The following is a 19,549-nucleotide window of genomic DNA, read 5'->3' on the forward strand; positions in this document are numbered from 1 at the left end:
GATCGCTGAACTGATAGTCCAGCGGTATCTTTCGAGGTGAGGAGGGAGCATGCAATTTTTTAATCGTAAAACTACTGTTTCTCTGGCCATGGCTCTAGGATTAGCCGTCGGTGTAACGCAAACACGAGCTGAAGAATTTGTAAATATTCTGACGGGCGGCACCAGCGGCGTCTACTATCCGCTCGGGGTCGCGATGGAAAAAATCTATTCGAGCATTCCCGATGTGCGCCCCTCGGTTCAGGCGACCAAGGCGTCCATCGAGAATATCAACCTAATTAATAACGGCCGCGGGGAAGTCGCCTTCACGCTGGGAGATTCCCTGCGCGACGCTTATGAAGGCAATGAAGCTGCGGGCTTTAAAAAGAAGCTCACCAATCTCAGCACCCTTGCCGCGATATATCCGAATTATGTCCAGATCGTCGCCTCCAAGGAATCCGGCATCAAGACATTCGCCGATCTCAAGGGAAAACGTCTTTCCGTCGGCGCGCCCAAATCGGGAACCGAACTGAATGCGCGCACCATTCTGGAGGCTGCCGGACTTTCTTATGACGATCTCGGCAAGATCGAATATCTGCCCTTTGCAGAATCTGTCGAGCTGATGAAGAACCGCCAATTGGATGCGACCTTGCAATCTTCCGGACTTGGCGTCGCCTCGCTGCGCGACCTCGCCAACTCTGTGGACATCAACGTTGTTGAGGTTCCCGCCGACATCATCGAGAAAATCGGCGCGCCTTATCAGGTCAACACGATACCGGCGGATACCTACAGCGGACAGGACAAGGATGTCACCACCGCGTCTGTTATCAACTATCTGATCGTTCGCCCTGATCTGAACGAAGAGCTGGTTTACCAGATGACCAAGGGTCTGTTTGAAAATCTTGACCAGTTGGCTGCCGCCCATTCTTCGGCCAAGTCCATCAAGCTCGACAAGAGCACCATTGTGTCACCCGTCCCGATCCACCCCGGCGCATTGCGTTACTACAAGGAAAAAGGCATCGAATAGGCTGGTTTGAGCTCTTTCGTCGGTTGGCGCCCGCGTAACAACCTCGGGCGTCGTCCCCCTTTTTGGCGGTTGAGTCCCAATTCTTCTTCTTGGTCGTTTCCGAAACCGTTGTTTCCAACATGCATAAACGGATGAAGGTTTGTTCATGACGCAGAGCGAGAACAGCGCCGTAGAATCGGCCGAACATATTCCTGCCTGGGGTGCAGGCTCCGGAGCAAAAGTCCTCTTTGCCATTGCCGTGGCTTTTTCGGTTTTCCAGCTTTGGACTTCCGCCTATTCCCCATTGCCCAGTCAGGTGGTCCGCTCGGTCCATGTCGGATTTCTGCTGCTGCTTCTCTTCGGCCTTTACGCCAATGCAAGCACGACGTCTGCGAAACGGGCGGCGTTCTGGCTGGCGGCAATCCTCGCCTTCGCGCTTAGCTTTTATCATTGGGTTTTCTACGAGGCCCTTGTGATCCGGGCGGGCGAACCCAATACGCCGGATATTGTAATCGGTATTCTGGTCATCGCACTCGTCTTTTGGGCGGGAAAGAAGATGATGGGCTGGACCTTGCCGCTCATCTGCGCGATATTTCTGGCATATGGTTTGTTCGGCCAATATTTGCCGCAGCCATTCAATCATCGCGGGTATGATTTCGAGCAGGTGGTCGAGGTTCTGTTCCTGGGAACCGAGGGAATTTACGGCACGCCGATCTATGTCTCGTCGAGCTATATTTTTCTGTTCATCCTGTTCGGGGCTTTTCTTGAACGCGCTGGCATGATCCAGCTTTTCAACGACATTGCGATGGGCACGGTCGGCGCATCGCGGGGTGGCCCGGCAAAAGTTTCGGTCATCTCCTCAGCTTTGATGGGAACAATCAACGGGTCCGGCGTCGCCAATGTCGTGACCACCGGCGCCTTTACCATTCCTCTCATGAAACGTTCAGGTTTCCGCCCCGCCTTTGCGGGTGGCGTCGAAGCGGTTGCGTCAATGGGTGGCCAGATCATGCCGCCGGTCATGGGGGCAGTCGCCTTTATCATGGCCGAAACGCTTGGTCTGCCCTATGTCGAGATCGTCAAAGCAGCAATCGTTCCGGCAATTCTCTATTTCATCACTGTCTTCGTGATGGTGGATCTTGAAGCGCGGCGTCTCAAGATGAAAGGACTCAACAAAAGCGAAATGCCCAGCGCTCTTGAGGCGATCCGAAAACGTTGGTTTCTCGTTTTACCGCTGATCGCATTGGTATGGCTGCTATTCTCCGGCTATACGCCCCTTTTTGCTGGCACTGTCGGCCTCAGCCTGACCGCCCTTATCATTCTGGGCGTGCCGATTTCCGGCCCCATGTCGACGCCTTTGCGCGTGTTGTTCTGGGTTGCACTCGGCGTTATGTCAGCAGCGGCTTTCGGTACAACCTTCAACATTTTCGGCTACAGTCTGCGCGGCATAACGCTTATCATTGTGCTTGTAGCACTTTTGGTAGCGATTAACTTTCTAGTGCGAGGCGGTCGCGAAACGCTCAGCCTCTGTCTTCAAAGTCTCGCTGAAGGCGCTAAGAACGCGCTTCCCGTCGGCATCGCCTGCGCCCTTGTTGGCGTCATCATCGGCGTTCTAGCGCTTACCGGAGCCGGGTCGACTTTCGCCCGCGTGATCGTCAGTGTTGGAGAAAACTCACTGTTTTTCTCTCTGGTGCTAACCATGCTGGCGTGTCTTGTGCTTGGCATGGGCATTCCGACCATTCCAAATTACATCATCACATCGTCGATCGCGGGGCCTGCGCTTCTGCACCTTGAAGTACCACTTCTGGTGTCGCACATGTTCGTCTTCTATTTTGGCATCATGGCGGATCTCACACCGCCGGTAGCGCTTGCTGCTTTTGCGGCAGCGCCGATTGCGCGCGAGTCCGGCATGAAGATCGGCATGCAGGCGATCCGGATCGCAGTCGCGGGATTCGCCGTGCCTTTCATGGCGGTGTATGAACCGGTCATCATGCTCCAAGAGGGCGGACCGCTTTCAGAAAAATTCGGCTTCTGGCCTGCATTCGCCTATATGTTCATCAAGGCGCTTCTTAGTATCGTGCTCTGGGGCGCAGCCGCGATCGGTCATCTTCGAACGCCGCTGAACATATGGGAGCGCATATGGGCGTTTGCTGCTATTGCGCTCATGCTCGCGACATATCCGTATAGCGATGAACTCGGCTTTGCTGCCTGTACGGCCTTTCTTGCGTGGCATTTCTGGAGGTCGCGGCCTTCCGTTGTCGCGTCATCCGGTTGATGGCGGTCTGCATTGCAACGGCTGGCGGCGTCCTGAAAATCGCCGCCACAAGTTTTATTCTTTCATGGACGCACAGCGTTGAGAAAGTGCCATGGCGGGAGTCCTGGACTGTCTCATCTCAGGGGCTTGTCTTGTCGGAAGCTCGCATCAAGGGCTCCGGCGCGGGGATGGATCCGCCTGCGGATGCGGTTCTGAAAGATGGCTGGTATATCTACCACCCCAATATTCCACCGCGTGGTGAAATCATCCTCGCCGCCTCCGGCAAGACGGGCGGAGGCTGGACTTTCTGTTCGAAAAAGAAATGTATGGAATTGGGTGGCAGAACAGAAGAACCCATCCGTATACATATCTGCAAGTAGTTCTGTTCGCTGTATTTAAGCGAACGGAATGATCTCGGAGGACGATCAACTGTTTCAACCATTTGATTGCCAGTACAGGTTTCCTGCCCCAAATCTGCATGAGTAGCAATATCGCTCCTTCGCCTTGAAGGGATGTGAATCTGAGGCCAGTTATTTTCATACTCAATGCGCAGAAATTTTAATTTTTTGCAGAGACTTAGCAGTTTCATTCGTTAGTTGCGGCTCGCCGCTCCTTCGCCAAAACCCGCTGCCTGTTTGTAAATCCTGCGATCTTGATGAGTGACGCCAATAATCCGACCAGAGCCAGAGCACTCGCCGGCACCAGCATAGCCGCGACAGGCGTCCCGGCCGCATTGGCCACCCATGGCATGAGATTTTGGGCTATGAACCCGCCCAGATTACCAATAGTACTGATTGCCGCGATCGCCATGGCTACCCGCTGTCCGGAGAAGAACAATGAGGGCAGAAACCAAAGGCAAGGAAAGAGCAATGATATACAGGGTGTGCCGATAGACATTGCAACCATACGCATCCAGTTCTCAGGCAGCCCCGTGCTGAGATAAAAGCAGACAAGTCCAAGACACGAAATTGCGATCATTGCAGTGAGTACTGTCTTTTCTTTACGCAAATGACGCGGCACCACAACCAGAGCACAAGCTCCGATAACCCATGGTATTGCGCTAAGAAGACCATTTTCCGTTCCTGATACGCCAAAACCACGCACTACGGTTGGTAGCCAGTATATTACGCCATAGAGGGACGCCAGGATGAGCATGTAGATGATGGCGAGCAGAAGCACCCGCCGGTCCCAAATGACCGCAAGCGGGTTGCCGTGTTGTCCATCTGGCGTTTCCTGCCCGAGCCGCTCCCGCAGCCACTTTCGCTCCAAAGTGGAAATGAATTTTGCATCGTCGGGTCCGTTTGGCAGAAAGACAAGCACGAGAGGGGTCAACAGCACCGCCGGAAGCCCTGTGGCCAGAAAGACCATTGCCATCCGGCGAAGCCAAGAAAGCCATCGAGATCGAGCAAGAACCCACTGACCAGTGAACCGAACAGGTTGCCAAAAGCGCTACCCAAGGTCAAAAAGCCGAGAACGCGAGCCCGGTATTCTTTGGGAAACCATAATGTGAAGTAATAGATTATCCCGGGATAGGCTCCCGCCTCTGCACAGCCAATCAGAAAACGGAAGGCGGCAAAAAGGCTACCCGACGTCACCCAAGCCGTCGCAATCGTCAAAAGTCCCCAGGTCAAAAGAATTCGCGCCAGCCACAGCCGTGCGCCAAAACGGTTGACCGCATAAGCACTTGGAATTTCAAGCGCCAGATAGCCTATGAAGAACAAAGACGAAGCAAGTCCATAGAGTTGTTCTGTCATGTCCAGTGCGGACACCATCTGCAGTTTTGCGAAGCCCACATTGGCGCGGTCAATAATCGCGATTAGATAAATAAAGACGACGAGCGGCACGATCCGCCAGGTAATTCGCTGAAAAAGCTTCTTTTCGTCGGCGGTGTATATCGCTTGTTTCACGCTTACTCCCCCTTTCCGTTTGCGTCAATGTGCGGGCGGATCACAGTGGGATATGATTGCGCCAGTTGTCTCGACGTTCCTGCATCTGTGCGAAAGTCTTGCGGTTGTCGGCGGCTTTGCCGATGAGTTCTTGCGCGGTTAATCCCTTTCGCTTCAGATAATCCTCAAGCTCCACCACTGCGTTCGTTAACACACCGAATCCGCGGAGCATGACCTGCGACGACATTTCGATGGCGGAGGCGCCCGCTAACATCATCCGCGCTATATCGAGGCCGGACTGAGCGCCATTTGTGCCAATCAAAGGCTTATCGTCGCCAAGCTTTTGACGGGTGAGAGCGAGCCAATGACAGGTCATCGGCAAATGCCAGGTTCCTCCGACCCCAAGTGTTGTGTCGAGGACAGGTTTGTGTGTTTCGAGGTCGGGGATAAGTCCAAGAAGTCGTCCCGCCATCACCACAGCATCACCGCCCGCGTCAAAGGCTGCCTCGGCAAGATCTGGCACACGCTCACTTTGTCCGGTGATTTTTATCCAGAGCGGAATGGATATGGCCGAACGCACAGTATCGACGATGTGTCTAATGCGCGCCGGATCGAGTTCGGTAGATACCGCACCCTTCGCCGCCTGACTGGCGTAAGGTGTGCCTATGTTGAGTTCCAGCACGCGCACGCCTGCGGCTTCTATCTGCTTTGCCATGGTGACGGAGTGTTCTAGATCGGCGAGAATTATGCTCGCGACAACGACAGCGTCATCCTTGCTAGCTTCATGATCAAGCCGGGCAGTTTGTTCAAGCCAAGCGTGGAAGGGTTGGGGTGTGAGACCGGAACGACAGGCGATAAACGCATTACGCGGAGCTGCTGCGTTCCAGGCGATACGCTCCCAGTTTTCATCAAGGACCGCATATTCGGCCTGTTGTAACTGCAAGCGAGCGGCATGAGATTCATTGGTGGATTTGACGACAACCGCGCTCGCTCCCGCCTTGATTGCGCGTCGAACGCCATCAGCGTCAATCAGGTGTTCAGCCGATCCTGCGATGACCGGGTTCTTCAACAGAACTGAACCTATCCGCGTTTCCAGTCGCGCGTTTGCCATGACTTTCCATTTCTTTTTGCCGCCCTCCACCCCTTCGAGGATGAAAGGTAAACATGCCGGGAATACGTTCCTCAGCTCTCATTGTGCGGTAGCGGATAGTCGTCCGCATTGAGGACCCAATCGGCTTTGAGCGAAAAATCCATCCGAGGCGGGCAAAAAATATCCACCAGGTCGTTCTGGTTTTCGCTCGTTGCTCTGGTCGTGTGAATGACCGGAGGCGGAATGACGAGCGCCGAAGGCGAACCGACCTCGATTGCCTTGTCCCGTCGCCAATCGTTCATGTCCGTAGTCCAAGGCCAGCGCAAATGGTGGATGAAGCGCCCAGCCATTGCAAGAGAACATTGTTCGAAATCATCGTGATGATGCGGTGACATCTTTGCAGGATCGCGTGGGCCAATCTGAGCTGGAAGAGCATTGACCATGAATGTCGTGCAGCGAAAAATTCGACCAAAGCGGCCCGGCTCATCGGGAACGTCCAATGAATAGGAGCGCACTTTCCAACCGCCAGCAGGCTCGGGCCAGGACTGGAAGGGCGGAATATGGTCCCGGGGCGTGTCGTAGGCGTGCGTATTTGGCGCCATCGCTACGAGGTCTTTGGATGCGACTGTGAAGAGCCGGACTACGTTTCCGCCTGTTGGAAAGGTGATGCGACTGTCGCCCGGTGGAATAAATGCGATAGAGCTGCCTGCTACCTCCGTTGTCACCCCATTCCACTCAACCGTGGCGATGTGGTTATGGTGTGCGAGATAAAGGACATACTCGTCGGCTTGAGCTTCGCGTGCGACTACCGTTCCCCGTTCAAGCTCGGAATAGGCGAGCACGAAATTGCATCCACGCAAGAACCAAGTGCGCTCGCCGGGAGCCGTGTGATCAGGAGCAGAGGCATAAAATTCTGCCAGTTGCTCTTCGGCAATAAGGCCAGTGGGGTTCGGCTTGGATGCGGCAGCAAAGAGGTCTGCGCGCGGATCCTTGTCCTTAAACATTGGATTTCCTTTCATTCCCTGGCTGTTGCCAGCATTTGCGCTGCTGATTTGCGCAACAGCGCCTGATCTGATCCGCACACGAAGACGGTGACGCCAAGCTTGTGCCAGCGCGGAACATCAGCGGCATTACCGACAAATAGTCCGACAGCAACGCCGGCTTTCTTGCCAGCGTCGATAACCTGTTCGATGGCTGTATCAAGTTCCGTCGACGGAAAACCCACCCCCATGGATTGAGAGAGATCGGCTGGGCCGACGAAGAGCACGTCGACATCCGGTTCTTGTGCGATTTCGTCCAGTCGATCGAGTGCTGCTTGATCTTCGATTTGCGCCATCACCACGTTGTGCGCATCACAATGGGTTCGATATTCGGCAATGCCATAGCTGCCGTAGTTGCCTGCGCGCGGCGAAGGAGAAAGGCCCCGTTTGCCCCGGGAAAAGCGGACAGCATCACAGACAGCGGCGGCCTGCGCCGCATCCATGACATGAGGAACCATGACGCCTTCAAGGCCGAGATCCAATAGCGGCGCAATCCAGTCGGGGGAGTTACCCCACCGACGAGAGAGAAGCGGTAGACCTGCTGCACGTCCGGCTAACGCCAGAATATCCATCTGCGCAATGCTGATCGGGGCATGTTCCTGATCGACGACTGCAAAATCGAGGCCCGCAAAGCCGAGAATCTCAACGATATGCGGTGCGGGCGTCTTGATGAAACTGCCGATCAGCAGTTCACCGTTCCGGATACGAAACCGTAAGCTCGGTTGTGTTTTATCTGAAGGCTGTTTCACCTGACACATCCTCAAATTGTTTGTGTTCCGGCGGCGTCGCCGACAATGCTGTCTTCTTTTCCGGCAATTGGCTGGTCATCCTCGAAGCTGAGATCGCGACCATTGGTTTCAGGAAGAAGTGCGACGGCCACAAGGACGAAGATGTAGGCCAGCATGGCGCACAGAGCCATTGCGTCGCGCAGCGGCAGGAAACTGCCGGTCGCCATCATGCCGACAATTGCGGGGCCGAAAGCACCTGCCGCGCGGCCAAAATTATAGCAGAATGCCTGACCGTTACCGCGGATCGTGTTGGGGAAGAGCTCCGTGAAGTAGGGTCCAAGAGCGGCATAGATTCCGAGCAGTGAGAAGCCAAGCATGAAATTAATGACGAGGGAGAGTGCTCCCATCGGCGGAGTATAAAGAAAGATCGGAATGATAATCCAGTTCAGCACTGTGAACAGGAAGAAATTGCGACGTCGTCCGATCAGATCGCAAAGATAGGCGGCCACGATATAGCCGACGAACGAACCGAAGGTCATGACAAAGACGTAGTAACCAACAGTGACCGATGAAATCTGGTAATGCGACTTGAGGAAAGTTGGTAGCCAGATGAGGATTGAAAACCCTCCACCCTGAATGCCGAGCGCCAGCAATGAACACAGGATCGTTGTCTTCAGATAGCGGGGGTGGAAAATCACAAAAGGACTGATTTTCTCTCCACGGTCGGCAAGCGCCTTGCGGGTCTTGAGAAAGACTTCGGGTTCCTCGACGCCACGCAATCCCCAGAACACCCAGAACGCCGGGAGCGCGCCGATCCAGAACATCCAACGCCAGGCATTTTCAGGTGGCATGGTAGCAAACAGGACTGACGACAACAATGCGGCAAAGCCATAGCCGACAGCGTAGGCGCTTTGCACATTGCCAACCGCTTTGCCGCGATAGGCAGGTCGGATCACTTCGCCCATTAGCACCGCGCCAGCTGCCCACTCACCGCCGAAGCCAATGCCTGACAGAATGCGGGCGACAAGCAATTGTTCGTAGGAATTGGCGAAGCCACTGGCAATCGTAAAGACAGTGAACCAGGCAATAGCGATCTTCATGACGGTGACGCGGCCGATACGGTCGCACATGATACCGGCGATCCATCCACCGATTGACGAGGAAATCAGAGCCGATGTTCCAAGCCAGCCGGCTTCACTGTTGGTAATTGCCCATAAGGCTACCAGTGTCGGGATCAAAAAGCTGAAGAGCTGTGTGTCGAGAGCATCCGTTGCCCAGCCGACATAGCAAGCGTGAAAGGTCTTTCGTTCGGGAGCATTGAGCTCGCGATACCATTGAAACATGTTGTCCTCCCAAAGTCGGGTCTCATTGCACCCGGCTGTTCCCATAGGCGATTATTGTCCCTAATCCTCTTTGTCAGGGTAGGCCGGAGCAATCGATTGCTCAGCCGTTCAGTCCGAGAACATCGGAGGCGTTTTGCGCCACCATGTCGTGAATGTCTCCATCGCGGTAGCCAAGCTCAAGGCAGGTCGCGACGCCGCGACGGAAGCCTTCCAGGGGGCTATATGTTCCAACTTGTCCAAGGTCCGAGCAAAGAATGGTGCGAGACGTACCGACGACATCGATATGCGCCCGGAAATCCTGCCTGTCGCGGGTCTGGAATTTCGAACCGTCGAGGAAGAAGGCCAGCGAATGTTCAACATACGCACCCATGTCGGCAATCTCGCGGGCATCCTCCGGTGTGGCGCCAACGATGTCTTCAGGATGGGTAAAGACCAGGCGTTTGACGCCACGCTTCAACGCTTCTGCGAAAACGGTTCTGGTTTCCGAAACATGGATATGGCCGCTTGCAAGCACCATGTCGTTGGCCGCAATAACATCAAGGACATCGAGAAGTTCGGGAAGCATTCTACCGTCGGCATCGAAAAGTGGAACGGCCGTTGCCGGACGCATTTTCTGGGTGGAGGCAGGGTGCGCCCAGCCGGATGTCTTTTCCCAGCGGAGATGATTTTCAGCGGCCAGCGTGGGAAGCCACACGATTTTCCCGCCTAGCGCTGCGGTATGCTCGACCGCATAGGGGTTAAGCCCGCCAACGACATTGTTGAGCACAATGCTCGAATAAATCTTCGTTGTGAGTTCCGGGTGGTGCTTTCGGATCAGCTGTGCCGCTACGACGCCGGAATAATCGTGATCCTTGGTGACAGCTGCAATGAAACCAGCCTCTGACAACTGGCGCGCAAGTTCGAGGTGATCCAGAGCTCTTGGGGCAATTGACGGACCGCTATGGACATGCGGATCAACGCCGCCGCGCAGAATATCATTGATCTGATGATGAAGCTCATCGGCAGAAGTTGGGTCAGCGGTCGTCATTCCATCCTCCTCAATCCCATTGTTCCGTTCAGCGGAACTTGGTTCTGATTTTTATCAAGCAATTGACTATCGGTGTCAAGTGGTATGATTGGGCGCTCGGTTCTCCTGGCGGCGGAGGGGGAGGGTAAGGCATTGAATGCGCGGGGGCGCTAAGGGTGCTTGGGCCGTCTGTCCGGTTGTTTTCATAGTGAGAATCGCTCTGTATAAACGTGCAAGGAATATCGATTGAGGATCTGGCATGGTCGATGACGATGAAAAAGACGGTGGCAGCCTTCAGTCCGTCGTTCTAACAATGCAGGTATTGGAACAGGTCGTGCGCACCGCAAAGGGTGTCGGCGTGACCAGCCTTGCGAAGGCATTGGGTACCAGCAAAAGCCGTATTCATCGACATCTGCAGACCCTCGTGCGCCAGGGCTATGTGTTTCAACACGAGGATTCCGAGCGCTACGAGGTCGGTCACAGGCTGGTTTCATTGGTGCAGTCGGTGTCTGACAATGCGGGCATGGTGCACGCCGCTTATGATCCGCTGCTTGAACTGCGTGATGCGCTTGGACATTCCGCCGTCGCTTCCCAGCTCACGCCGGACGGGATGCTTGTCATTGCGACGATGCCGGGGCGCTCGCCGATTGAAATTGGCGTGCGTGTCGGGTCGCTTTTGTCGTTTCATAGCTCTGCGCAGGGCAAGGTTGCTGCGGCGTTTTCGTCAGCAGGACTTCAATCCCGTGTGCTCGCGGGGCAGCTCAAAGCCTTCACTCCCTCAACGATCATTGAACCCGCCATTTTGGAAAAGGAATTCGTCGAAATCAGGCGTCAGGGTTGGGCAGTTGCACCTCATGAAACGGCTCTCGGATTGAACACGCTTGCAAGCCCCGTGTTCGACGCATCGGGGATAGTGTGTGGGGCAACCGGCATTGTTGACATGGTGCAGTCAATCGGCGCAGCGCCAACGGAAGAGCAAATAATGAGAACTGTCGAAGCAGCACGCAAAATCTCGGAGCGACTCGGATATCAAGCAAAGCACTAGCGGTTTGCACAAAAGCCTACGCGATCTGATTGCCAGTCAACAACTTAACTGGCCGACGTCGATCAAAGCCAGGATCGACAGCGAATTTGTCACGATGCGTGATTTTTCCATTTGGTCAGTGACGTTTAGTCCTATCCCAGGCGGTCTCGCTTCCACTACGAGCAGACAAAACGGAATATTCCTCTGCGGGAAAGTCAAGAAGAGCCCGAACAGAAGGAAGCAGCCCGCGACGTGACGGAAAGGCTGCATGGATAATGCCGCTACGGGGTGCCCAGTCGGGGAGCAGATCAATCAATCGCCCGGCCTTCACATCCTCCTGAATGACCATCGTGGGAAACTGGCAAACACCGATACCTTGCAGTGCGGCCAGCCGCAGCGCAACCATATCTTCCGTTATCAGAAGGGGTTGATAGGGAATTTCAGCCGTGGCGCCGTTGGGACCACGCAAATTCCATTCAAAACTGTTGTCAGATGCGCCCCAGGCAAGACCCGGCATGTTGACAAGGTCGGCGGGAACAGCATTGCACCCCGCCTTCACGAATACAGGACTGGCGACCAGTCGCTGTTCGCTTTCCGCCAGTTTACGGATGACGAGGTCGCTATCTTTGAGCGGCGGAAAGCGGACACGGATAGCCAGATCGAAGCCTTCCCGGATGACGTCCACACGGCGATTAGTACTTTCCAGATGCACCTTCACCTTCGGATAGCGGGCCATGAACCGGGCGATCATTTCACCGAGCTGGTAATAGATGAGCGACGCCGGGCAACTCACCCGCACCGTGCCTTGCGGTTCCGCCCGCATTCTATCGATCACCTCAAGCGCCGCATCAGCCTCCACCATCATCGCCAGACAATGGCCATGAAACGCCCTACCGATTTCGGTCACGGCAAACTGCCGCGTGGTGCGCTGAAGGAGGCGAACGCCGAGCTCTTCTTCGAGAAGAGCGATCCGGCGGCTTAGCCTTGAGCGAGGCATATCCAATTTTCGGGCTGCAGCGGAAAAGCCGCCTTGGTCCACGACCTCTACAAACAGACGCATATCGTTCAGATCAGCCATGGTCGGTCTTTCATTGTCCTGTTTCTGGGACAGTATAGCCTAAACTTCGATCTACCGGAGCCTTTGTTGCAGATTTATTTCACATCTCAGACAGTCACCCCAGTCGCTATGGCGACGAATAAATCGGGAAAGACCGAAATGAGACAGGTTATCGGCGTGTACAGCAGCCCGTCCTCCCATTGGGTGGGAGACGGATTTCCCGTTCGCTCCATGTTGTCCCACGCGACAATGGGGGAGCATATCAGCCCGTTTCTGCATCTTGACTATGCCGGGCCGGAACAATTCGCGCCCTCCCCAACCCCGCGCGGCGTTGGCAGCCATCCTCATCGCGGTTTCGAAACAGTGACCATCGTTTATCAGGGCGAAGTTGAACATCGCGATTCCACGGGAAGTGGAGGCTTGATTGGTCCAGGCGACGTGCAATGGATGACCGCTGGCGCGGGAATTCTTCACGAAGAGCGCCATTCGAAGGCATTTACCGAACAGGGCGGCACGCTTGAAATGGTGCAACTGTGGGTTAACCTGCCTGCAAAACATAAACCCGCTCCTGCCGCTTACCAAACGGTACTCGACCGGGATATTCCGACCGTGGCCCTGCCAGACAAAGCTGGCATGGTCCGCGTCATAGCCGGAAACTATGCAGGACATGCGGGGCCAGCACGCACATTCACGCCGATTAATCTGTGGGACCTGCGCCTGAACAGCGGCGGACGCATTCGGCTTGAACTTCCTAACCAGCATACAATCGGTCTGGCAATCTTGCGCGGCGCGATCACCGTCAACAGCGACAGATCGGCGCGCGAGGTGCAGTTCGTCCTCCTCGACCGCAACGGTGGCAGTTTCGAGATTGCAGCCGACAGCGATGCAACCGTCCTTCTTTTGAGCGGCGCACCGCTTGGAGAGCCTGTCGCTATGCGCGGCCCGTTTGTCATGAACACGAGTGAAGAATTGCAGGATGCTTTCGCAGATTTTCGAACAGGGAAATTCGGCGTCATCCCTGCCTGATCCATTCCCGTGGCTTTAGTGCGCGTTTCGATCTGAATGAATCCGATTGGCGCTCTAACCTTTTGTATTTCAAGCATAATCTTATCGACCCTCGTTTCACTCCGGTCGGATTATGCTCAAAACCACGGGTTTCCCCGGACCGGAAATGTTTTCGGCCCAAACAAGTCCAAGCCTGAAGAAGGAAACTTAAAATGAGCAGTCCAGCCAACTTTAACGGCCAGCGTCCGGTTATTGATCCTAACGACGCCGTCATGCTTCTGATCGACCATCAGAGCGGTCTGTTGCAGACATGCCGATGCCGGTTTTGCGCAACCATGCGGCAGCGCTGGCCAAGATGGCGACGCTGACTAAAATGCCTGTCATCACCACGGCATCGGTGCCACAAGGCCCCAATGGCCCCTTGATCCCAGAGATCCATGAGAACGCCCCTCATGCCCAGTATGTAGCCCGCCGTGGCGAGATCAACGCATGGGACAATCCGGATTACGTTGCCGCCGTCAAGGCGACGGGCCGAAAGACCCTTATTATCGCTGGCACTATCACCAGTGTTTGCATGGCCTTTCCGGCAATCAGTGCCGTTCAGGATGGCTACAAGGTTTTCGCGGTGGTGGATGCATCCGGCACCTACTCCAAGATGGCCCAGGAGATCACGCTGGCCCGTGTCGTTCAGGCCGGTGTCGTGCCAATGGATACGGCCGCAGTGGCTTCCGAACTCCAGAAGACTTGGAACCGCGACGATGCGCAGGAATGGGCCAAGGTTTACACCAAAATTTTCCCTCCCTACCAGCTTCTGATTGAAAGCTATATGAAAGCGCAAGAAGTCGAAAAGAACCAAGAACAACTTGATTCACAGCGCAGCTGATGAATCAAAACAACAAGGGCGGCAAACAATTGCCGCCCTTTTGCATGATCATGACGATGTCCCGGATGCGTAAGGCCAGACCCAATTCTGAATCTCGGGTAGGTCTTCACCCGTCTCGCGGACGTAAGTCGCGTGACGGACCAGTTTTTCCTTGAAACTGGCAATCAGCGGTTCTGCGCTCTCGGAGCCCAAAGGCAGTCGATTGATAGCTTCCATTGCAAGATGAAAGCGGTCAAGTTCGTTTCGCACCGTCATATCGAATGGCGTCGTCGTCGTTCCCTGTTCGATAAAGCCACGTACATGAAAATTGGGGTGGTTGGTTCGCTTATAAACCAGCCTGTGAATGAGGTATGGATAACCATGATAGGCAAAGATCACAGGCCGGTTGGTCGTAAAAATCCGGTCAAACGCCTCGTCGGAAATCCCATGCGGATGATGTTGGGGCGATTGTAGCGCCATAAGGTCCACGATATTGACGACACGAATCCGCAGATGCGGCAGAGACTGACGCAGAAGATCGACGGCGGCAAGCGTTTCCATGGTCGGAACGTCACCGGCGCACGCCATAACGATATCGGGCTCCAGACCGTCTTCTGTTCCGGCCCAATCCCATATTCCAAGACCCTCTTCGCAATGGCGAACTGCGGCGTCCATGGACAGCCATTGCGGCTCCGGCTGTTTACCCGCGACGATAACATTCACGCGGTTCCATGTTTTCAAGCAGTGATCACCGACACATAACTGGGTGTTGGCATCCGGCGGGAAATAAACGCGCACCACATCGGCACTCTTGTTGGCCACCAGATCAACAAAGCCAGGGTCCTGATGTGAGAAACCATTATGGTCCTGCCGCCAAACGTGGGAGGTCAAGAGATAGTTCAGAGAGGAGATCGGCTTGCGCCATTCCAGCTCACGTGCAACCTGCAACCATTTTGCATGCTGATTGAACATGGAATCAACAATATGGATGAACGCCTCATAACAGGAGAAGAAGCCGTGCCGTCCAGTCAACAGATAACCTTCCAGCCAGCCTTGGCATAGGTTTTCGCTCAATACCTCCATCACGCGGCCATCAGGGGCCAGATTATCATCAATATCGAGCGTTTCGGACATCCAAACGCGTTTGCTTGCTTCGAAGACGGCGCTGAGACGGTTGGAGGCGGTTTCATCGGGACCGTACACGCGGAAATTGTTTTCTTTCTCGTTCAGCCTGAAAACATCACGCAGATATTCCCCCAGTATCTTGGTCGCCTGGGCCTTGATCGCCCCCGGCTGAGTGACATTGACAGCATATTGACGAAAATCTGGCGTATGCAGCTGCTTGCGTAAAAGACCGCCATTGGCGTGGGGATTGGCGCCCATGCGCCGCACTCCTTCGGGAGCAAGGGCGCGCAGTTCCGATTTCAAAGCGCCCTTTTCGTCAAACAGGTCGGCTGGATCATAGCTTTTCATCCAGTCTTCCAGAATCTTACGATGTGCATCATTCTCCCGACAGTTGGCGACAGGAACCTGATGCGAACGCCAATAATTTTCCACAATGAGACCATCAACCTTCTTTGGGCCGGTCCACCCCTTCGGGCTTCTCAGTATAATCATCGGCCAGCGTGGGCGCTGAGGCGACTTGACATCGGCGTTGTTCTTGATCGTCTCGATCTGTACGAAGATGGTCTCTAGCGTCGCCGCCATTTTCTGATGCATGGCCTCCGGTTCACTGCCTTCCACAAAGAAGGGTTCGTAACCATATCCCCTGAAGAGATCCGTCAAATCCCTGTCCGAAAGCCGCGCGAGAACAGTCGGGTTGGCGATCTTATAGCCGTTGAGGTGCAGTATCGGCAGAACAGCGCCATCACGCGCCGGATTGAGAAATTTGTTGGAATGCCACGACGTCGCGAGCGCGCCTGTCTCGGCCTCACCATCCCCCACGACGCAGGCCACAACCAGATCGGGATTATCGAAGGCTGCCCCATAAGCATGGACCAGAGCGTAACCCAGTTCACCGCCCTCATGAATGGACCCCGGTGTTTCCGGCGCGACATGGCTTGGGATGCCACCGGGAAAGGAGAACTGGCGAAACAGCTTGCGCATGCCCGCCTCATCCTCGCTGACAGCGGGGTAAACTTCGGAATACGTGCCTTCGAGATAGGTGCTTGCAACCATGCCTGGCCCGCCATGCCCAGGGCCGCAAACATAGATCACATTGGCATCGCGTTGCTTGATGATACGGTTGAGATGGACATAGATGAAATTGAGACCCGGCGTTGTCCCCCAATGGCCAAGTAACCGAGGCTTGATATGCTCCGGTTTGAGCGGTTCGCGCAGGAGCGGATTGTCCATCAGGTAAATCTGACCCACGGAAAGATAGTTCGCCGCGCGCCAGTAACGATCGATCAGCGATAGCTGTTGCGGGTTCAAAGGTTTGGAAGCGGATGTTGTGCTCAAACTCTTTCCTCCTACTGGATTTGCACGCTTGTGCGGGCTTCGGCTCCGGTCGCGTTCTGGACGATTTCAAAAGCATCCGACGCGATTATTTGTTCCTCGTCGGTCGCAAGGACAAATGCCGCCGGACGGCTCGATGCGGATGTGATGCGAAATGCATTTTTATTGTTGGCATCAATGTCCAGGTCAATGCCAAGCCACGTCAGACGCTGGCATATTGCTGCACGGATTGCAGGTTGATGTTCTCCGATGCCAGCTGTAAAAATCAGTGCGTCAAGCCCGCCAAGCGTGGAAGCGAGGCGACAGATTTCACCGGCGATACGCAGCGTAAATATTTCGATAGCCTCACGGGCTTCCAGAGCATCACTTTCAAGCAGATCACGCGTGTCGCCACTTAATCCTGAAAGTCCGAGCAGTCCTGAGCGGTTATAGAGCAAATTCGCGAGCACCTCGGCTCGCATCTTCTCTTCTTGTAGCAAATGAAGCAGCACGCCCGGATCGAGAGCGCCACAATGCGTCGCCATCGGAATACCGTCAAGCGTCGAGAAACTCATACTGGTATCCAGACTGCGCCCGTCATCGATGGCGCACAGGCTGGCTCCGCTTCCCAAATGAGCAACCACAACTTTCTTTCGCGCGAGCTCCGGTTCTCGACTGGTGAAATTCCCGATGATCGACTTGTACGACAAGCCATGAAAACCGTAGCGCTTTATCCCACGGTCCGCCAATTCGCGCGGAATTGCAAAAAGCCGGACGGTATCAGTTATGGTCTGATGAAACACTGTATCGAAGGAGGCTGTCTGCACAAGGTCCGGAAAGAGTTTACGGACTGCTCTTATCAACTCAGCGCTTTTTGCCTGATGCAGTGGTGCAAAAATGCGAAGACGTTCAATGGCATCGATATGTGCCTCGTCCAGCAGCACCGGTTCAACCAACTCGTCGCCGCCGAAGACCACACGATGCCCCACGGCAACGATGCGCGCCGGATCAATATGCGTCGCCAGTTTGTTGAAGAGTTCTTCCAGGACAACCACGATATCGTCTGATCCGGAAGCCGATAATGTGACATCGAGATCACCGTTGTCACCGCGAAGCCGAAACCGCAAGGGAGACGCGTTGAATCAATCTCGCCCCTAGCCACCTTCCTTATCCGAGCTTCGTCAACCCGGAACGTTCCAACTTTCACGGAAGAGGAACCAGCGTTAAAGGTAATGATCTGTTTGTCCACGCGGTGGTTCCCTGACGAATTGGATAAACCGATGTTCAGACACATATGGCGCTATTGCGATGTTTCAAGGCGGCTCGGATGAGTACGTTTTTTTGCCAACGGGCATAAATCCGCCTGTTCGGTTAGAAACGGGGATAGTCCTGATCATCATTACACAATGCGATTTCGTGCTTCCGTGTACATTTCAGTGGTAGATTTCATTTTGTTGCTCGTGCGAGTTATTGGTGTCAAATCCCAGTCTCGGCCGGGAAAAGCGATCAGGGCGGCAGCCCTTAGATCTGGATTGTTAGGATTAAGTGACAGCGCTTGCTCAGCAATTGCGGCAGCTTGCTCCCTTTTTTCATGACACAAATAGGCTTCCATAAGCGAAAACAGTGCCCTATCAGATTGCGGACATTTCCAAGCACGGTATCGTTTGTCTTATTGACGAGCCGGGCATTGACAAGTCCAGTCGATGCGGCAATCTTCTGGGAAATTTCAGAAGCAAGCGCCATGCGTTCCTGATTAACGAATTGACCGGATCCACTTGTTTTTTCGACGCCTGAGCCGACCAGAATATTGTCGATTTTGTCCTCTACCTGCCACCAGAGGATTTCGCTCTTTTCTTCCATCAGGTACCGCAAGCGAAGGATATATTGAGGTTTCTCCATCCAAGATTCTTGGCCGTCGCTACCCTCGTCGCGTATTGTCAGAGTATGAAAATTGACTAGCGCCATATAGACAAGGTCACGGAGCTTCGCTGCCGCTTCGAGCGAAGGAGGATTATCGGCTTGAAAAGCAATAGCTACGATCGGTTTAAACGTCACGACTTCCTGTCGTGTCAGAAAATCTAACAATGACAACACGATCACAGATGCAATAGCGTCGCTGGAGAGCACGTAAAGAGCAAAACGCCGCTTTATCGGCGAAACGGGTCTAACTGGAGACATCTCCGGCATGGCAGGAACTGTTGCCAATGAAAAATCGCGGTCTTGCTGCGTCCGGCGGACAAATATCAGCCGATATTTTCCAATCGGAATTCGAATTTCTATCGGCTGCTCGTGGCCATGCGCTTCGTAAAACTGCGATAGAGCAGTGCGTAACCGGCCAACTTCAATTCGACAATTGGATCAGAAGTTGGATCGAAACTCTCTGGCCGCCCCAGCACATCCACAGCGATGGCATATCCCTTGACACCTTGCGTATCGCCCGGAGCATAAAGATCGGCCAAATATTTAAGAATGGACTTACCGCGATCAGATAAGCGGAATCGATCGTCGGCAATTAAATCAGCAACGGCCTCTTGTGCTTCCTCAACCGAAACTTCTTCAGACTCGATGTCATTGCTACATTGAATCATATGCCCTCAATGTTCCGAGTTGTCGACCAGCCCAACTTGCTAACAAACTAGAAACAAAGCGCAGTTCGTCCAGAGCATCAGTACGTAATGTTACATGCGTCCGCTCTTATTCTAAGGGCGTGTTCCGGTCGCGTCTGCGGGACCAAAATTCGATTAAGAACAAACCCTTCGTCGTTTGTATCAAAAGGACGGCATCTGAGTAGATGGGGACAAAGAATTGGTCGTCTGGACCTTTGGTCAACAATCGACGA

Annotated in this window: 15 protein-coding genes and 2 pseudogenes; 6 read left to right on the plus strand and 11 right to left on the minus strand. The window is 54.3% G+C overall.

Features of this window, described 5'->3' with window-relative positions; all coding sequences use genetic code 11:
• The first annotated feature begins 49 nt into the window (after positions 1 to 49).
• The 3 genes from WIX40_RS19935 to WIX40_RS19945 all read left to right on the plus strand — a co-directional run bounded on the left by WIX40_RS19935 (position 50) and on the right by WIX40_RS19945 (position 3,613).
• Positions 50 to 1,003 carry a TAXI family TRAP transporter solute-binding subunit gene (locus tag WIX40_RS19935; RefSeq protein WP_339441655.1) on the plus strand — a complete coding sequence of 318 codons (954 nt, stop codon included), beginning with the start codon at positions 50 to 52 and terminating at the stop codon, positions 1,001 to 1,003.
• 145 nt (positions 1,004 to 1,148) lie between these two features.
• Positions 1,149 to 3,254 carry a TRAP transporter permease gene (locus tag WIX40_RS19940; protein WP_339441656.1) on the plus strand — a complete coding sequence of 702 codons (2,106 nt, stop codon included), beginning with the start codon at positions 1,149 to 1,151 and terminating at the stop codon, positions 3,252 to 3,254.
• The gene (locus tag WIX40_RS19945; RefSeq protein ID WP_339442372.1) at positions 3,254 to 3,613 is read left to right on the plus strand and encodes a DUF1850 domain-containing protein; all 360 of its coding nucleotides are present in this window, start codon (positions 3,254 to 3,256) and stop codon (positions 3,611 to 3,613) included. The genes WIX40_RS19940 and WIX40_RS19945 overlap by 1 nt, the downstream gene beginning before the upstream one ends.
• Positions 3,614 to 3,818: 205 nt before the next feature.
• Here WIX40_RS19945 and WIX40_RS19950 read toward each other — a convergent pair.
• From WIX40_RS19950 to WIX40_RS19980, 6 genes and pseudogenes are all read right to left on the minus strand, one after another.
• A pseudogene (locus WIX40_RS19950) lies at positions 3,819 to 5,005 on the minus strand (MFS transporter).
• A 175-nt stretch (positions 5,006 to 5,180) separates the two neighbouring features.
• Positions 5,181 to 6,188, minus strand: coding sequence for a tRNA-dihydrouridine synthase (locus WIX40_RS19960; RefSeq protein ID WP_209446007.1), 1,008 nt, complete (start codon positions 6,186 to 6,188; stop codon positions 5,181 to 5,183).
• 113 nt (positions 6,189 to 6,301) lie between these two features.
• The gene (locus tag WIX40_RS19965) at positions 6,302 to 7,213 is read right to left on the minus strand and encodes a cupin domain-containing protein (protein WP_339441662.1); all 912 of its coding nucleotides are present in this window, start codon (positions 7,211 to 7,213) and stop codon (positions 6,302 to 6,304) included.
• A gap of 11 nt (positions 7,214 to 7,224) precedes the next feature.
• Positions 7,225 to 7,998, minus strand: coding sequence for an HpcH/HpaI aldolase family protein (locus WIX40_RS19970; protein WP_339441664.1), 774 nt, complete (start codon positions 7,996 to 7,998; stop codon positions 7,225 to 7,227).
• 11 nt (positions 7,999 to 8,009) lie between these two features.
• Entirely contained in the window at positions 8,010 to 9,320 is a 1,311-nt protein-coding gene (locus WIX40_RS19975; RefSeq protein ID WP_339441666.1) for an MFS transporter, read from the minus strand.
• Positions 9,321 to 9,420: 100 nt separating this feature from the next.
• Positions 9,421 to 10,347: a DUF6282 family protein gene (locus WIX40_RS19980; RefSeq protein ID WP_339441668.1), complete on the minus strand. Its 927-nt coding sequence runs from the start codon at positions 10,345 to 10,347 to the stop codon at positions 9,421 to 9,423.
• A 238-nt stretch (positions 10,348 to 10,585) separates the two neighbouring features.
• On the opposite strand from WIX40_RS19980, the gene WIX40_RS19985 reads away from it, so the two are divergent.
• Positions 10,586 to 11,371: an IclR family transcriptional regulator gene (locus WIX40_RS19985; RefSeq protein WP_339441670.1), complete on the plus strand. Its 786-nt coding sequence runs from the start codon at positions 10,586 to 10,588 to the stop codon at positions 11,369 to 11,371.
• A 115-nt stretch (positions 11,372 to 11,486) separates the two neighbouring features.
• Here WIX40_RS19985 and WIX40_RS19990 read toward each other — a convergent pair whose 3' ends face one another.
• Positions 11,487 to 12,428: a LysR family transcriptional regulator gene (locus WIX40_RS19990; protein WP_339441672.1), complete on the minus strand. Its 942-nt coding sequence runs from the start codon at positions 12,426 to 12,428 to the stop codon at positions 11,487 to 11,489.
• 138 nt (positions 12,429 to 12,566) lie between these two features.
• Between WIX40_RS19990 and WIX40_RS19995 the strand changes: the two genes are divergently transcribed.
• Both WIX40_RS19995 and WIX40_RS20000 read left to right on the plus strand, forming a co-directional pair.
• On the plus strand, positions 12,567 to 13,433 hold the full coding sequence (locus tag WIX40_RS19995; protein WP_339441673.1) for a pirin family protein: 867 nt from the start codon (positions 12,567 to 12,569) through the stop codon (positions 13,431 to 13,433).
• 295 nt (positions 13,434 to 13,728) lie between these two features.
• A complete protein-coding gene (locus WIX40_RS20000; protein ID WP_339441674.1) occupies positions 13,729 to 14,295 on the plus strand; it encodes an isochorismatase family protein in 567 nt (188 codons plus the stop codon).
• A gap of 48 nt (positions 14,296 to 14,343) precedes the next feature.
• Here the strand turns inward: WIX40_RS20000 and WIX40_RS20005 are convergent, their stop codons facing one another.
• From WIX40_RS20005 to WIX40_RS20020, 4 genes and pseudogenes are all read right to left on the minus strand, one after another.
• Positions 14,344 to 16,734 carry a phosphoketolase family protein gene (locus WIX40_RS20005; RefSeq protein WP_339441675.1) on the minus strand — a complete coding sequence of 797 codons (2,391 nt, stop codon included), beginning with the start codon at positions 16,732 to 16,734 and terminating at the stop codon, positions 14,344 to 14,346.
• Positions 16,735 to 16,745: 11 nt separating this feature from the next.
• Positions 16,746 to 17,959, minus strand: a pseudogene (locus tag WIX40_RS20010) (acetate/propionate family kinase).
• Positions 17,960 to 18,231: 272 nt separating this feature from the next.
• Entirely contained in the window at positions 18,232 to 18,915 is a 684-nt protein-coding gene (locus tag WIX40_RS20015) for a hypothetical protein (RefSeq protein WP_339441676.1), read from the minus strand.
• A 71-nt stretch (positions 18,916 to 18,986) separates the two neighbouring features.
• Positions 18,987 to 19,298: a hypothetical protein gene (locus WIX40_RS20020; RefSeq protein WP_339441678.1), complete on the minus strand. Its 312-nt coding sequence runs from the start codon at positions 19,296 to 19,298 to the stop codon at positions 18,987 to 18,989.
• Positions 19,299 to 19,549 lie beyond the last annotated feature (251 nt).

It is taken from the genome of Ochrobactrum teleogrylli (genome assembly GCF_037482325.1).
Taxonomy (GTDB): Bacteria; Pseudomonadota; Alphaproteobacteria; order Rhizobiales; family Rhizobiaceae; genus Brucella; species Brucella teleogrylli.

What these genes read in the sequence shown, in the direction of transcription:
- WIX40_RS19935 (WP_339441655.1), top strand. Translation starts at nt 50, where the DNA reads ATGCAATTTTTTAATCGTAAAACTACTGTTTCTCTGGCCATGGCTCTA.
- WIX40_RS19940 (WP_339441656.1), top strand. Translation starts at nt 1,149, where the DNA reads ATGACGCAGAGCGAGAACAGCGCCGTAGAATCGGCCGAACATATTCCT.
- WIX40_RS19945 (WP_339442372.1), top strand. Translation starts at nt 3,254, where the DNA reads ATGGCGGTCTGCATTGCAACGGCTGGCGGCGTCCTGAAAATCGCCGCC.
- WIX40_RS19965 (WP_339441662.1), bottom strand. Translation starts at nt 7,213, where the DNA reads ATGTTTAAGGACAAGGATCCGCGCGCAGACCTCTTTGCTGCCGCATCC.
- WIX40_RS19975 (WP_339441666.1), bottom strand. Translation starts at nt 9,320, where the DNA reads ATGTTTCAATGGTATCGCGAGCTCAATGCTCCCGAACGAAAGACCTTT.
- WIX40_RS19980 (WP_339441668.1), bottom strand. Translation starts at nt 10,347, where the DNA reads ATGACGACCGCTGACCCAACTTCTGCCGATGAGCTTCATCATCAGATC.
- WIX40_RS19985 (WP_339441670.1), top strand. Translation starts at nt 10,586, where the DNA reads ATGGTCGATGACGATGAAAAAGACGGTGGCAGCCTTCAGTCCGTCGTT.
- WIX40_RS19990 (WP_339441672.1), bottom strand. Translation starts at nt 12,428, where the DNA reads ATGGCTGATCTGAACGATATGCGTCTGTTTGTAGAGGTCGTGGACCAA.
- WIX40_RS19995 (WP_339441673.1), top strand. Translation starts at nt 12,567, where the DNA reads ATGAGACAGGTTATCGGCGTGTACAGCAGCCCGTCCTCCCATTGGGTG.
- WIX40_RS20000 (WP_339441674.1), top strand. Translation starts at nt 13,729, where the DNA reads ATGCCGGTTTTGCGCAACCATGCGGCAGCGCTGGCCAAGATGGCGACG.
- WIX40_RS20020 (WP_339441678.1), bottom strand. Translation starts at nt 19,298, where the DNA reads ATGATTCAATGTAGCAATGACATCGAGTCTGAAGAAGTTTCGGTTGAG.